Below are 14,285 nucleotides of genomic sequence, written 5' to 3'. Positions count from 1 at the left end.
CCCGCCTTCGACCCTACTTGGCCTGGGTCATGAAGATCTTCATCGCGAAGATCGAGAAGACGCCGGCAAAGGTGTAATCGATGCCGCGCAGAACCTTGCGGTTCGCCTGCAACCAGCTCGACATGAAATCCGCCCCATAGACGATGCCGACGCCGATCGGCAGCGACAGAATGATCGACCACAGGCCGAGGAAGATCAGCTTGCCTGTCACATTCGGGTCCGTGGCGGTGACGAACTGCGGCAGGAAGGTCATGAAGAAGATGATGACCTTGGGATTGAGGAGATTGACCCAGAGCCCGTTCAGGAAAGCGCCCTTCTTCGAGACGACCGCGTCTCCCTCTGCTTTGATCACGAAGTTCGAGCCGTGCCGGACTGCCTGCAGGGCGAGCCAAAGCAGATAGGCGGCACCACCCGTTTTCAGAAGCAGAAAGGCCGTCGGCGAGGCCACGATCAAGGCAGAGATACCGAAGGCAACAAGCATGGTGTGGATCGCGATGCCAAAACTCGTGCCCGCGAGTGTCATCAGACCGATCGCTCGGCCATCGCGCAGGGAGCGGCTGATCCAGAGTGTCATGTCGGGCCCCGGCGTAATGGCCAGGAGCAGGAGTGCCAGGCTGAAGGCGAAAAAGACGGGAAGGCTGGGGATGAAATCCATTGAGGTCACCGCATGACGAAACACCCGCCATTTGCGGGTGCGTCATCCTTAGCGGCCTTCAAAGACCTTGCCAATCAGCCTTGGGGATTTGACAGGTATGTCTTGAAGGCGTCGGCATAGTCCGGATGCCAGCGCGACAGTGGAGGGCGGTTTTCGATGATGTCTCCGGCGGCCCAGGCGATCCGTTTTTCGTCCAGGGCGCGGTTCACATCGTTGTCCGGGCAGAGGATGTAGAAGTCTCCTCTGACGAGGCTTTCCAGCATGAAATCAACCGTCTCCTCCGGCGTCCACGCGCCCGATGGTTTCTCGGTCCTGCCATTTGCCGTCAGGCCGGTAAAGACGAAACCGGGGATCAGCAGGTGTGCGGTCACGTTGCAGTCCGGCGTGTTGCGCAGTTCGTGTTGAAGAGCCTCTGTGAAGGCCTTCACGCCTGCCTTGGCGACGTTGTAGGCGGGATCGCCGGGTGGTGTCGTGATGCCCTGTTTGGAGCCCGTATTGATGATGAGCGCGGGATCCCTGTGCGCGATCATGCCAGGACCGAAGGTCCGGGTTCCATAGATGACGCCCATCAGGTTCACGCCAAAGACATTATCCCAATTGGCTTGCGGGCCGAACAAGGCACTGCCCGGCTGGATGCCGGCATTGTTCATCAGCACATGCACCCGGCCAAACCGCTGAATCACTGCGCGCTCCAGCGCTTCCAGTTCGTCAGGTTTGGAAACGTCTGCTGCGATCGCGACTGCATCCGCTTCACCGGCGGGTGCAAGGTCGGTCACTTCGGCCAGTGCTGTAGCAAGTCGTTCACCCTCGAGGTCAACCAGAACGACTGAAAGGCCCATGCGGGCGAAGGTCTTCGCAGAAGCGAGTCCGATGCCGGATGCGGCTCCGGTGACAACAGCCACATGTCCTTTTGCGAGGGCGGGATGTGTGTTCGTCATGATGAACTCCTTTAAGGTCTGCGGTTCCTCGGTGGTCGGGATATGGTTACCTCCTTCTTCATCGTCAACAAGACGTCCGGGATCACGGACGGCACATGCCCGGATGCTGCCTGCGCTGGTGACCATCAGCCGTCAGCGATGGTCTATTCCATTCGTCGCCCTTGCACCTCGGTGGAATCTCGCTAAAAGTGCCGCCATTCTTGATCCAGACGGGGTCTGAGCCCCGTCCCCTCCAGACGGAACGCATCGATATGGCACTCCCAAAAGACGTGAAGAAAGTCGTCCTCGCCTATTCCGGCGGCCTCGACACTTCGATCATCCTGAAATGGCTCCAGACCGAACTCAATGCGGAAGTGGTGACCTTCACTGCCGATCTCGGCCAGGGTGAAGAGCTTGAGCCGGCCCGCAAGAAGGCCGAGATGCTCGGCATCAAGGAAATCTTCATCGAGGACGTGCGCGAGGAATTCGTCCGCGATTTCGTCTTCCCGATGTTCCGCGCCAACGCCGTCTATGAAGGCGTCTATCTGCTCGGCACGTCGATTGCCCGTCCGCTGATCTCCAAGCACTTGATCGACATCGCCAGGAAGACTGGTGCCGACGCGATCGCCCATGGCGCAACGGGTAAAGGCAATGACCAGGTCCGCTTCGAGCTTTCGGCCTATGCACTCAACCCCGATATCAAGATCATCGCGCCCTGGCGTGACTGGGCGTTCAAGAGCCGTACAGATCTCCTGAATTTCGCTGAGGAGCATCAGATCCCGGTCGCCAAGGACAAGAAGGGCGAAGCGCCGTTTTCGGTTGACGCGAACCTTCTGCACTCCTCCTCCGAGGGCAAGGTTCTCGAAGATCCGGCCCAGGAAGCCCCTGAATACGTGCACATGCGCACGATTTCGCCGGAAGCCGCTCCGGATAAGGCCACCATCATCAAGGTCGGCTTCGAAAAGGGTGATGCCGTCTCGATCAATGGCGTTCGCATGAGCCCGGCTACGCTGCTGGCCGAACTCAACACCTATGGCCGCGACAACGGCATTGGCCGTCTCGACCTCGTTGAAAACCGCTTCGTCGGCATGAAGTCGCGCGGCGTCTACGAGACCCCCGGCGGCACGATCCTTCTCACGGCGCACCGCGCCATCGAATCCATCACACTCGACCGTGGTGCGGCGCACCTCAAGGACGAGATCATGCCGCGCTATGCGGAGCTGATCTATTACGGCTTCTGGTTCTCCCCGGAACGCGAGATGCTGCAGGCGTTGATCGACAAGAGCCAGGAGCATGTCGAAGGCGAAGTGACGCTGAAGCTCTACAAGGGCAATGTCATGGTTATCGGCCGTGAGTCGTCCAAGTCGCTCTATTCCGACCAGCTGGTTACCTTCGAAGACGACCAGGGCGCCTACGATCAGAAGGATGCGGCCGGCTTCATCAAGCTCAATGCCCTGCGGCTGCGGACGCTTGCCAAGCGTAATCTACGCTGATCCGGTCGCAATCGTCGGCCATTGAAAAAACCCGCCTTCGATCCCGAAGGCGGGTTTTTTCATACCCGTTTCACAAGTCTGCCGAGCAGGAGGAAGCCAATTACGGCACTGAGTTCCATTGCCGGGATGATGATGCCGAAGGCTGTGAGGGGATTGCCGATTGCGGCGGCGGCCGCGCCAGCGACAAAGCCTGCGGTCATTTGCAGGAAGCCCGTCATCGCCGATGCGGAGCCGGCAATATGTGGGAAGGGCGCCATGCCGACGGTGATCACCTGCGGGGTCAGAAAGGCGAGCCCGAATGTGCAGACCGCGACCGGCCCCATGATCGACAGGAAGACGGGTGCTACAAAAGCGACCGAGGTCGCCATGATCACCGCGCCGACGCCGCAGAGAGAAATCCCGATGACGGATGCTTGCTGTCCTGAAATCCTGCGTGAAGCCGCCTTCAGTGTCAGCGAGCCGGTCAGATAGGCCCCGGACTGCATCAGCATGCCGATCCCGAACTGGACCGGGGTCAGCTTGACTTCATTGATCAGCACGAAAGGCAGCATGGTCGATTGCGCATAGAGTGCGCCAACAGTGCCGCTGAGGACCAGGGAGGCGCAGAGGAATATGGGATTGCCCAGGACCTCTGCGTAATTCGTCCCGAGCCTTGCCGGGCGCAGATTGCCGAGGTCGGGCGTCGTCGTCTCCTTCAGCAGAAAGACGACGCAAGCGGCGGTGAGAATGCCGAAAGCGACCAAGAGAAGAAAGACAGCGTTCCAGCCAAAGGCCGCAAGAGTCAGGCCACCAAGTGTTGGTCCCATGGCCGGCCCGATCGCGAGAAAGATCCCGATCGTGTTGAGAATGCGGGCAGCTTCAGAGCCTGTGTAGAGGTCGCGGACGATCGCCCGGCCGACCACCACGCCGACCGAGGCTCCGACACCCTGTATCAGGCGTGCAACGAGGATAAGTTCTACCGAGCCTGCCACCGTCGCCAGCAGCGAGCCTGCGATATAGATCGCCAGAAACAGCAAAGTCGCCGGCTTGCGTCCCAAAGCGTCGGCCATTGGCCCCGCAATCAGCTGGGCCAATGCAAAGCCGGCGAAATAGAGCGAGAGGCTCAGTTTGATGGCGGCTTCCGTCGTACCGAATGCCAGCACCAGTTCCGGCATAGCCGGTGTGTAAATGGCCATGGAAATAGGGCCGAGGGTCGTCAGAAGCGCGCCGAGGAAGGTCGTGCGGCGTTCGCTCATTCGCAATGAGATCATGGGAAACCGTTTCACGTCATGGAACAGGCGGCTCCGTGTCCGGTGCCGCCTGTTCGAGACTTAGTGCGAATGTGAAGCAAGGGCGAGCGCGAAATTCGCCAAAGTCGAGATCTTCAGATCTCAGCTGGTGCGGCTGAAGAAGTCGAGCACCTTGGTGTAGGAGTCCGCCATGTCCATGTCGCCAATCATTTCCGCCAGCGATTGCTGAGTCCGGAAGTACTCAGCATAGTCAAAGTTTGTATCGTCGGTGAGGTTCGAAAGATCGGTGACATTGCCGTTGCGGTCGACTGCCTGCAGAGGCAGTTCTGTCGCCAGTTCGCGATAGGTCTGCTCGTCAATTTCGTCGCGCTGGTAACTCTCGGCTGCAATTTCCCGAAGTCGCCTCGGGGTCATGCTGGCGAAGACGGAGAGCGCGTCTTCAAAGATCTTGTCGCTGTCGGATATGTCCTTCAGCGGCTCGAAGGTGGCTTTGCGTGCATCTGCGGTAGGCTGGGTATCCGTCACCTTGAGCGACGTTTTGCCGACCGGATAAACCGGGAAGATTTCCATGGTTTGAACCATCCTCGTCATGGGATGATCCGATCTACCTTCACATTCGAAAATTCGTCAATCGGCATAGGTTAATTGAGTGTTAATTTGTTTGTTTGTACACCGATTTTTGCGAGCTTGCCTTCGGTGCGTGCCGATAGCATATCCATTGACGATATTCGCTCGACCGCGAAACACGGCACAGGAGGTTTCATGACCGATACGACCGCATTCAATCCGGCAGTCTTCGAATGGACTGGTCCGCATGGTCTTCCTCGCTTCGAACGGGTCTCGGACGATGATTTCGCGCCGGCCTTCGATGTCGCGCTGAAGGAGCATGAAGCAGAAATTGAAGCGATTGCTCATCAGGCCGATGCGCCGACCTTTGCCAATACGATTGTCGCGCTTGAAGTGGCGGGTGACAGCCTGTCGCGGGTCTCCGCCCTTTTCTGGAGCCGGGCCGGGGCGCATACCAACGCCCAAATCCAGGGACTGGAGCGCAATATTGCACCGAAAATGTCCCGTCATTATTCCAGGATCAGCATGAACGCAGCGCTGTTCCAGCGTGTTGACGCGCTATGGAGCCGCCGCGACGAACTCGGGCTTTCTGTCGAAGAAATGCGGGTGCTGGAGCGCCACTGGAAGGGATTTGTCCGCTCGGGCGCCAAGCTGCCGAAGCCGCAGCAGGAGCGTTTGGCCGAGATCAACGAAAGGCTGGCAAGCCTTGGAGCAAACTTCGGTCAAAACGTGCTGGCCGACGAGACGTCCTGGATCCTGCCGCTCTCCGGTGAGGATGATCTAGCCGGCATTCCTCTTTTTCTGCGCGAGGCGATGGCGTCGGCCGCTGCCGCCCATGGCGGTGGCCATGGTCATGTCGTCACCTTGTCGCGTTCGATCATCGAGCCTTTTCTCACCTTCTCCGAACGGCGCGACCTGCGTGAGGAGGCATTCAAGGCCTGGACGTCGCGCGGCCTTAACGGCGGCGAGACCGACAACCAGGCGATCGTCAAGGAAACGCTGGCACTTCGCGCAGAAAAGGCACAGCTTCTCGGCTACCCGAGTTTTGCGGCCTACAAGCTCGATGATTCCATGGCGAAGACGCCGGAAACCGTGAACGGACTTCTGATGCAGGTTTGGCAGAAGGCCGTCCGCCAGGCAGAGATCGAGGAGCGGGAGCTTGCCGGTCTGATCGCCGAGGATGGACGAAATCACGAGGTCGCCCCCTGGGACTGGCGGCATTATGCGGAGAAGCTTCGCGCGCGGAAGTTCGATTTTTCGGAAGCAGAGCTCAAGCCCTATCTCCAGCTTGAAAAGATCATTGAAGCCTGTTTCGATGTTGCCAACCGCATCTTTGGCATTCGCGCGGTACCGCTTGAGAATGTCGTCGGCTACCACCCCGACGTCCGGTTTTTCGAGATCCGCGATCGTGACGACAAGCTCGTTGCGCTCTTCCTCGGCGACTATTTCGCCCGGCCGTCGAAGCGGTCCGGTGCCTGGATGAGTGCCTTCCAGTCGCAACATCGTCTGACGTTGAAGAATGGTCAGAAAGGCGAAATCCCGATCATCTACAATGTCTGCAACTTCGCCAAGCCGGAGCCGGGGCGTCCTGCATTGCTCTCGCTCGACGATGCGCGCACGCTGTTTCATGAATTCGGCCATGCCGCCCATGGCATGCTGTCGAATGTCACTTATCCCTCGGTTGCCGGGACGGGCGTGTCGCGTGACTTCGTCGAGCTCCCCTCGCAGCTTTACGAGCATTGGCTGACGGTTCCCGCCATCCTGAAGGCCTATGCGGTGCACTACGAGACCGGAGAATCGATGCCGCAAGCGCTGCTCGACAAGGTTTTGGCCGCGCGGACCTTCAATGCCGGCTTCAACACTGTCGAGTTCACCTCTTCGGCACTTGTCGACATGGCCTTCCACACCCGCGGAGCCGTTGAAGATCCTATGGCCGTGCAGGCTGAGGTGCTTTCGGACATCGGGATGCCGTCTTCGATCGTCATGCGTCACGCGACGCCGCATTTTCAGCACGTGTTTTCCGGAGACGGCTACTCGGCTGGCTACTATTCTTACATGTGGTCCGAGGTTCTGGATGCCGACGCCTTTGCCGCTTTCGAGGAGGCTGGTGATCCCTTCGATCCGGAGACAGCGAAAAAGCTCAAGGAAAACATCTATTCGGTTGGCGGCTCCGTCGATCCGGAAGAGGCCTACAAGGCTTTCCGCGGCAAGATGCCGAGCCCGGATGCCATGTTGAAGAAGAAGGGTCTCGCGGCTTAGTTCACGCCCCAAATGAGGTTTGGCCCGCGCCGGCGGTAACCATCGCCGGTGCCTTGGGGCGTTTACCCCTTTCGCACACGCAAAAAACAAGGTATGAGCGCGCCAAAGTAAATCGGCGCCTTCTCCCATGTTGCGCCCTAGCTATCAGAGATCACAATCATGAAAATGCGCAACATCGCGATCATCGCGCACGTCGACCATGGAAAAACGACCCTCGTCGACGAGCTCCTGAAGCAGTCCGGTTCTTTCCGCGAAAACCAGCGCACCGCTGAGCGCATGATGGACTCGAACGACCTCGAAAAGGAGCGTGGCATCACGATCCTGGCCAAGGCGACCTCCATCGAGTGGAAGGGTCACCGCATCAACATCGTCGACACCCCCGGCCACGCCGACTTCGGCGGCGAAGTCGAGCGTATCCTTTCGATGGTGGACGGCGCGATCGTTCTGGTCGACAGCTCGGAAGGCCCGATGCCGCAGACCAAGTTCGTCGTCGGCAAGGCGCTGAAGGTTGGTCTTCGCCCGATCGTTGCGATCAACAAGATCGACCGTCCGGACGGCCGCCATGAAGAAGTCATCAACGAAGTCTTCGACCTCTTCGCCAATCTCGACGCGACCGACGAGCAGCTCGACTTCCCGATCCTTTACGGTTCGGGTCGCGATGGCTGGATGAACGTCAATCCTGAAGGCCCGAAGGATGCTGGCCTTGCGCCGCTCCTCGATCTCGTGCTTGAGCATGTTCCGGAGCCGAAGGTCGAAGAAGGCCCGTTCCGCATGATCGGTACGCTTCTCGAAGCCAACCCTTTCCTCGGCCGTATCATCACCGGTCGTATCGCTTCCGGCTCGATCAAGCCGAACCAGGCTGTCAAGGTTCTCGCCCAGGACGGCAAGACGGTTGAAACCGGTCGTATCTCGAAGATCCTCGCTTTCCGCGGCATCGAGCGTCAGCCGATTGAAGAAGCGCATGCTGGCGACATCGTCGCCATCGCCGGCCTGTCCAAGGGCACGGTTGCCGATACATTCTGCGACCCTTCGGTCACCGAAGCGATGACCGCGCAGCCGATCGACCCGCCGACGGTCACCATGTCCTTCCTCGTTAACGACAGCCCGCTTGCCGGCACCGAAGGCGACAAGGTCACGAGCCGCGTCATCCGCGACCGCCTGTTCAAGGAAGCTGAAGGCAACGTTGCTCTGAAGATCGAAGAATCTGATGGCAAGGACTCGTTCTTCGTCTCCGGCCGTGGCGAATTGCAGCTGGCCGTTCTGATCGAAACCATGCGTCGCGAAGGTTTTGAGCTTGCCGTCTCGCGTCCGCGCGTCGTCATGCACAAGGATGAGAACGGCACCACCATGGAGCCGATCGAAGAAGTCGTCATCGACGTTGATGAAGAGCATTCCGGTGTCGTCGTTCAGAAGATGTCCGAGCGCAAGGCCGAAATGGTCGAGCTTCGCCCTTCCGGCGGCAGCCGCGTTCGTCTCCGCTTCTACGCACCGACCCGCGGCCTGATCGGCTACCAGTCGGAACTTCTGACTGATACGCGTGGCACGGCGATCATGAACCGCCTGTTCCACGACTACCAGCCTTACAAGGGTGCGATCACCGGTCGCGTCAACGGCGTTCTCCTGTCCAACCAGTCGGGTGAAGCTGTTGCCTACGCCATGTTCAACCTGGAAGACCGTGGCCCGATGATCATCGAGCCAGGTGAAAAGGTTTATGCCGGCATGATCATCGGCATCCACACACGCGACAACGACCTCGAAGTCAACGTTCTCAAGGGCAAGCAGCTGACCAACATCCGTTCGGCCGGCAAGGACGAAGCCGTCAAGCTGACCCCGCCGATCCGTATGACGCTCGACCGCGCTCTCTCCTGGATTCAGGACGACGAACTCATGGAAGTCACGCCGAAGTCGATCCGCCTGCGCAAGATGTTCCTCGATGCGAACGATCGCAAGCGCATGGAAAAGTCCAAGGCTGCCATCTGAGGCTCTTCCCTCTGATGTGATTTGACATTCAAACCCCGGTCCCTGTGGCCGGGGTTTTTGTCTGTGCATGGGTCTGTCCCGCGCTTGCGACATCTCTTAAAAAAGCGTTAAGTTCTTTACTCGTGTCCTATGAAGGACGTTGAGCCGAGCCGTGCCAGCTTTGGTCGACTGAGGGTGAGAGTGCGTTATGAAGACGTTGTCGATCGACATGCGCGTGGCAGATGCGACTGATGCCGCCGAGATTGCAGAGGCGCATAGGTCAGCCTGGCAGCACGCCTATTCCGGCATCATTCCCCACCGAGCACTGACACGCATGATCGAGCGTCGTGGTGAGGCCTGGTGGCGTAAGGCGACCCGCGGACCGGCCACAATTCTTGTGGTCGAGGTGGCCGGGAAAATTGCTGGTTATGCGTCTCTCGGTCTCAACCGGGCGCGGGCCTTGCCACAAGAGGGCGAAATTTACGAGCTCTACCTGCGGCCGGAGTATCAGGGCATTGGGCTGGGACACCAACTCTTTCGCGAGGCGCGCCGGTTGCTGAAGTCTCTGGGCTGCAATGGCATGGTCGTATGGTGTCTCGAAGACAGCGAAATCGCCGCTAACTTTTTTCGTTCCAACGGCGGTATTGATGCAGTCGAGGGTGTCGAAGACTTCGACGATGTGCATCTGAAAAAGCTCGGCTTTATCTGGGCCTAAGGGGTGACCGACCTGTTTATTCGACGACGTAACCCTCAGGCCAGCTGAAGGTACGCTCGCTGATCAAGCCGCTTTTGCTGCCCACCCATTCCGGCTCCTCCATGCCGCATGCGAATTTTGCCGCGCTTTCATCGGCCGTCCGACGCGCGAGGTCGTTGGCATTGGGGTTCGCCTTTGCATCGATCAGAGCGACGAAGCAGGACCCTCCGTCATTTTCGCGTGCCACCTTGGATACTACGAGAATTTCACCGCGTGTTGCCGTGCTCGATCCGCCGTCCGGTCCCGGATTGTCGATGAACCACCGCAGGATCGCAGCAACTGGCTGGTCATTGTCACCCAGCCGCCATTCGATTTTGGTGTTTACGTGATTGAAGGCGGAAAAGCTCTCGAAGGCCCCGTCAACAAGCGCGCGATCTACGATGCCGAACTGGACGCTCTGACGCAGGTCGCCTTCCTTGAAATAGACGGGCAGGTCCTTGTAGCCCTTGCAGCGCAGGGAGACGCCCATCGGATCCTCGGCCAGGGTCTCGCATGCATCCAGGTTCAGGTCGGTGTAGACGCTGTCCGCAGCGTAGGTGGTTTTGGCGCAGGGCATGAAGCCAAGCAGTGCTGCTGTCGTGGCGATTAGAATGACTGTCTTGTTCATCTCATATCCTCAGCATAAATCCCACGGCAGTGATCCGTCTCCCAGCTTCGTCCAAAGCCGTGTTGCAATGCCCCCTAATTCGCATTAGGTAGCCTTGGAATTCAACACTCTACGGGGTCCACAACTATGCGTATCGATGCAATTGCCATTGGCAAGAACCCGCCGGAAGACATCAACGTTATCGTTGAGGTGCCGGTCGGTGGCCAACCGATCAAGTATGAAATGGACAAGGATGCTGGGACCCTGGTGGTCGATCGCTTCCTCTACACCCCGATGACCTATCCGGGCAACTATGGTTTCGTGCCGCACACGCTGTGCCTTGATGGCGATCCGCTCGACGTCTTGATCTGCAACACCCGTCCGCTGGTACCGGGCTGCGTGATCAATGTGCGCCCGATTGGCGTGATGATGATGGAAGACGATGGCGGCATGGACGAAAAGATCCTGGCCGTTCCGGTGCCGAAGCTGACCCGCCGCTACGACAAGATCGCCAATTACACGGATCTTCCGGAAATCACGCTGAAGCAGATTCAGCACTTCTTCGAGCACTATAAGGATCTGGAGCCCGGCAAGTGGGTGAAGATCGGTGGTTGGAAAGATGTTGACTACGCCAAGACGATCATCCTCGAGTCGATCGAGCGCGCGAAGAACGAAAAGTAAGTCTCAGGGCGATATCAGCCCATCCAGACGTTTTGACAAATCCTCCGGGTCGCCAGCGATCCGGAGGATTTTTTGTCTGGCGGTGTCGCCGGAGACGAGTTCGATAGACGATTTCGGCACTTTCAACGTCTTTGAGATCAGGGCGATCAAAGCCTTGTTTGCTTTGCCCTTCTCCGGCACGGCCGTGACGCGCACTTTGAGGTACGCGTGACTGTCGGCGTTTGTTTCCATGCCGTCTACACCGTCGCGCCCGCCATTCGGCGTCAACCGTATGGCGAGCAGCAAATGGCTATCGAAAATGCGATAGGGATGGGTCACGCCACCAGCGAGACTCTGGAGGCGGCCTAAAGGCGCATCAGCAGGTTCTGGAGGAAGAACACAACCAGCAGCGCGACGATCGGAGAAATGTCGATTCCCCCCAGATTGGGCATAAATCGACGGATGGGGCGAAGCACCGGTTCCGTAACCTGATAGAAAAATTCGCCAAGGCTCGCGACAAATCTATTGCTCGCGTTCACAACGTTGAATGCGAACAGCCAGGAGAAGATCGCGCTCGCTATCAGGATCCACTTGAAGATCTCGAGCGCATAAAAGATCGTTACAAGCAAAGCATCGAACACGGGCATTCACGTCTCCATTTCTTGGTTGACAGACATGTAGACATTGGCGACTTAACGGACAAGTGGAAGGGGACCACGCATTCCGAATCATGTTTAACGCTGGGGCCTTTTCCCGGCAGCCAAGGTATTTCCGATGCTTTCCTCCTCTGCCGACGATCGTTTTGCGGCGTTCCGGCATTCCTCCTATTTGCGCTTCTTCTTTGCCCGCTTTCTAGGCGCCTTCGCCACCCAGATCCTTAGCGTCTCGGTCGGCTGGCAGATGTATGACAAGACAGGTAGTGCCTTTTATCTCGGCCTGATTGGTCTCGTGCAATTCCTGCCGTCGCTGATGCTGATCCTCGTGACAGGCTCGGTGGCCGACCGCTACAATCGTCGGGCCATCGTTTCTGCCTGCATGGTGCTGAGCGCGCTTTGCGCCGCCGCCATGCTTGGTCTGACGATTGCCGATGCCTTTGAGCCAACCATCGTCTTTGCCATCCTGGTCGTCTTCGGCATCGAAAGGGCCTTCGCAGCGCCGGCCGTCCAGTCTCTTGGCCCGAATCTCGTCCCGGCGAAGGATCTGTCCAACGCGGTAGCGTGGAACTCTTCGTCCTGGCAGACGGCCTCGATTGTCGGCCCGGTGGCCGGAGGCCTTCTTTATGGTGTAAGCCCGGTGCTTGCCTATTCCATTTCGCTTGCCTTCTTCACGGCTGCAGCGCTCCTCGTCTTTCTGATCCCTCGGCCACCGCAGCGCAAGTCTGAGAAGGCCGTGTCGATGGATACACTGCTCGCGGGTTTTCGCTTTATCTTCGGTGAAAAGGTCGTGCTCGGTGCGATCTCGCTCGATCTCTTCGCTGTCTTGCTTGGTGGCGCCGTTGCGCTGATGCCGGTCTTTGCCCGGGATATCCTGACGCTGGGTCCATGGGGCCTCGGACTGCTGCGCGCCGCTCCCGGGATCGGTGCGATCATTGTCGCCATCGCATTGGCCAGTTTCCCGATTCGCCATAATGCCGGTATCTTCATGTTCATCGGTGTTGCGCTGTTTGGCGTTGGCACGGTGATGTTCGGTCTGTCCGAAACGGCCTGGATCTCGATTGCGGCTCTGATGCTGATGGGAGCGGCCGACATGGCGTCGGTCTATGTACGCGAGACGCTGATTGCACTCTGGACGCCGGATGAAGTGCGTGGTCGGGTGAATGCGGTCAACATGGTCTTTGTCGGCGCATCAAACGAGCTCGGTGAGTTCCGGGCAGGCACGATGGCCCATTTCATCGGGCCCGTGCCGGCGGTGGTGATTGGCGGTCTTGGCACGCTTGCCGTTGCCGGTGCCTGGGCCTTCGGTTTCCCGCAATTGCGCAAGATCGATAGTCTTGATGCGCCGGAGCCTCAGGACGCCCGCTGAGGCGCTTCGAATACAAGATCAAGGAAATCCCATAGCCAGGCTCTCAAGGGTGCGTCGAAGATCATGCGCCCTTCGAGATGCTCGCGTCCCTGCTGTGCGTTCGGCAGCACGAAGCGATGTGCACCATGCACGACCCAGCGATGCATCATCGCGCGGGTCAGTTCGGCATGGAACTGTAGGGCCCAGGCGTTGGCGCCATAGCGGAAGGCCTGGTTCGGATAGATATCCCCGCTCGCCAAAAGCTTGGCGCCGTGCGGCAGGGAAAAGCCTTCGCGGTGAAAGTGGTAGACCATGCGCGGCCAGTGCATGAGCAGGCGGCCATGTTCGGTTGGATGAATGGGATACCAGCCAATTTCTGTTCTCTGGTCGCGGTCAGCTTCGACCTTGCCGCCGAGATGACGGACCAGCATCTGAGCACCGAGGCAGATGCCTAGAAATGGCTTGTCCTCCTTTAGCGGAATATCGAGCCAATCGATCTCCCGCTTGACGAAATCGTCGGGATCATTGGCGCTCATCGGCCCACCAAAGACCACGGCACCGGCATGGTCCTTCAGGCTCACGGGCAGGCTCTGTCCGAGTACCGGTCTGCGGACATCGAGCGGATAACCCTTCTCAGAGAGCATCTGGCCGACGCGCCCGGCGCTTGAGCTTTCCTGATGCAGCACAATCAGAATCGGCTGCTTTGCAGTCCGGTTTCTAGCGTCAGCCGACATCGTCAGTAACCCCAAGACCCGCGCGCCGTTCGGCGTCCTGGCGCTGGAGGATACGATCGCGTGGAGAGACGGCGAGGAGATCTGAGATCCGCCAGATGGCATGGTCTTCCATCTCGCTTCGTGCGCCATCGGCATAGACGATATCCCACAAGATGCCGACCAGATTTTGTCTTTGTTCGTCATCAAGCTGACGTTTGAGATCGACAGTGAAGCGGTAGTAGTCGACCGCTTCACTTTCTGCCGTCTGCGCTGCCAGCATCAGGGCGTCGAGCTTGTCCCCCTCCACCTCGTAGTTTTCCTCGAGGATCTCACGGAGTTTGCGGCGTTCGTCCTCGTGAACGAGGCCATCGGCTTCCATCACCTGAAAACAGAGGGCCGCGACTGTGATGCGCGGATCGTCCGGCGCGATGGCAGACGTTTGCCGGTTCTCGGTCAGGCCTTGGAAGAAGGATTGCAGGCGCTCGAACATGG

At 58.8% G+C, this 14,285-nt stretch carries 15 protein-coding genes; 6 read left to right on the top strand and 9 right to left on the bottom strand.

Going from position 1 to position 14,285, the window contains the following annotated elements; all coding sequences use genetic code 11:
• Positions 1-13: 13 nt before the first annotated feature.
• Positions 14-655 carry a LysE family translocator gene (locus tag ACSV9I_RS13220; protein WP_438329237.1) on the bottom strand — a complete coding sequence of 214 codons (642 nt, stop codon included), beginning with the start codon at positions 653-655 and terminating at the stop codon, positions 14-16.
• 74 nt (positions 656-729) lie between these two features.
• Positions 730-1,593, bottom strand: a complete 864-nt coding sequence (locus ACSV9I_RS13215; RefSeq protein ID WP_438329236.1) for an SDR family NAD(P)-dependent oxidoreductase — start codon at positions 1,591-1,593, stop codon at positions 730-732.
• Positions 1,594-1,844: 251 nt separating this feature from the next.
• Between ACSV9I_RS13215 and ACSV9I_RS13210 the strand changes: the two genes are divergently transcribed.
• Positions 1,845-3,065, top strand: coding sequence for an argininosuccinate synthase (locus tag ACSV9I_RS13210; protein WP_438329235.1), 1,221 nt, complete (start codon positions 1,845-1,847; stop codon positions 3,063-3,065).
• Between the two features lie 59 nt (positions 3,066-3,124).
• Here ACSV9I_RS13210 and ACSV9I_RS13205 read toward each other — a convergent pair whose 3' ends face one another.
• Entirely contained in the window at positions 3,125-4,300 is a 1,176-nt protein-coding gene (locus ACSV9I_RS13205; protein ID WP_438329234.1) for a multidrug effflux MFS transporter, read from the bottom strand.
• A gap of 135 nt (positions 4,301-4,435) precedes the next feature.
• Entirely contained in the window at positions 4,436-4,885 is a 450-nt protein-coding gene (locus ACSV9I_RS13200; protein WP_245281428.1) for a hypothetical protein, read from the bottom strand.
• 171 nt (positions 4,886-5,056) lie between these two features.
• Here ACSV9I_RS13200 and ACSV9I_RS13195 point away from each other — a divergent pair, with 171 nt between their 5' ends.
• From ACSV9I_RS13195 to ACSV9I_RS13185, 3 genes are all read left to right on the top strand, one after another.
• Positions 5,057-7,120, top strand: coding sequence for a M3 family metallopeptidase (locus tag ACSV9I_RS13195; RefSeq protein ID WP_438329233.1), 2,064 nt, complete (start codon positions 5,057-5,059; stop codon positions 7,118-7,120).
• 159 nt (positions 7,121-7,279) lie between these two features.
• Complete coding sequence (gene typA / locus ACSV9I_RS13190) at positions 7,280-9,100, top strand: translational GTPase TypA (protein WP_438329232.1); 1,821 nt, start codon at positions 7,280-7,282, stop codon at positions 9,098-9,100.
• 187 nt (positions 9,101-9,287) lie between these two features.
• The gene (locus tag ACSV9I_RS13185; RefSeq protein ID WP_054157919.1) at positions 9,288-9,794 is read left to right on the top strand and encodes a GNAT family N-acetyltransferase; all 507 of its coding nucleotides are present in this window, start codon (positions 9,288-9,290) and stop codon (positions 9,792-9,794) included.
• Between the two features lie 16 nt (positions 9,795-9,810).
• Here the strand turns inward: ACSV9I_RS13185 and ACSV9I_RS13180 are convergent, their stop codons facing one another.
• The gene (locus ACSV9I_RS13180) at positions 9,811-10,440 is read right to left on the bottom strand and encodes a hypothetical protein (RefSeq protein WP_438329231.1); all 630 of its coding nucleotides are present in this window, start codon (positions 10,438-10,440) and stop codon (positions 9,811-9,813) included.
• A 126-nt stretch (positions 10,441-10,566) separates the two neighbouring features.
• Here ACSV9I_RS13180 and ppa point away from each other — a divergent pair, with 126 nt between their 5' ends.
• Complete coding sequence (gene ppa / locus ACSV9I_RS13175) at positions 10,567-11,100, top strand: inorganic diphosphatase (RefSeq protein ID WP_438329230.1); 534 nt, start codon at positions 10,567-10,569, stop codon at positions 11,098-11,100.
• A 3-nt stretch (positions 11,101-11,103) separates the two neighbouring features.
• Here the strand turns inward: ppa and ACSV9I_RS13170 are convergent, their stop codons facing one another.
• Positions 11,104-11,418, bottom strand: a complete 315-nt coding sequence (locus tag ACSV9I_RS13170; RefSeq protein ID WP_438329229.1) for a DUF167 domain-containing protein — start codon at positions 11,416-11,418, stop codon at positions 11,104-11,106.
• A gap of 26 nt (positions 11,419-11,444) precedes the next feature.
• Positions 11,445-11,726: a YggT family protein gene (locus tag ACSV9I_RS13165; protein WP_054157915.1), complete on the bottom strand. Its 282-nt coding sequence runs from the start codon at positions 11,724-11,726 to the stop codon at positions 11,445-11,447.
• 127 nt (positions 11,727-11,853) lie between these two features.
• Between ACSV9I_RS13165 and ACSV9I_RS13160 the strand changes: the two genes are divergently transcribed.
• The gene (locus tag ACSV9I_RS13160; RefSeq protein ID WP_438329228.1) at positions 11,854-13,101 is read left to right on the top strand and encodes an MFS transporter; all 1,248 of its coding nucleotides are present in this window, start codon (positions 11,854-11,856) and stop codon (positions 13,099-13,101) included.
• Here the strand turns inward: ACSV9I_RS13160 and ACSV9I_RS13155 are convergent.
• Together ACSV9I_RS13155 and ACSV9I_RS13150 are read right to left on the bottom strand one after the other, a co-directional pair.
• Positions 13,086-13,814 (bottom strand): glutamine amidotransferase, encoded by a 729-nt coding sequence (locus ACSV9I_RS13155; RefSeq protein ID WP_438329227.1) that lies wholly within the window; start codon positions 13,812-13,814, stop codon positions 13,086-13,088. The genes ACSV9I_RS13160 and ACSV9I_RS13155 overlap by 16 nt on opposite strands.
• Positions 13,804-14,283: a TerB family tellurite resistance protein gene (locus ACSV9I_RS13150; protein WP_054157912.1), complete on the bottom strand. Its 480-nt coding sequence runs from the start codon at positions 14,281-14,283 to the stop codon at positions 13,804-13,806. The genes ACSV9I_RS13155 and ACSV9I_RS13150 overlap by 11 nt, the downstream gene beginning before the upstream one ends.
• Positions 14,284-14,285: the final 2 nt, after the last annotated feature.

Source organism: Rhizobium sp. G187 (genome assembly GCF_051549525.1).
Taxonomy (GTDB): domain Bacteria; phylum Pseudomonadota; class Alphaproteobacteria; order Rhizobiales; family Rhizobiaceae; genus Allorhizobium.
The sequence above is the reverse complement of the archived record's forward strand: the minus strand, read 5'-3'. Positions and strand labels throughout refer to the sequence as shown.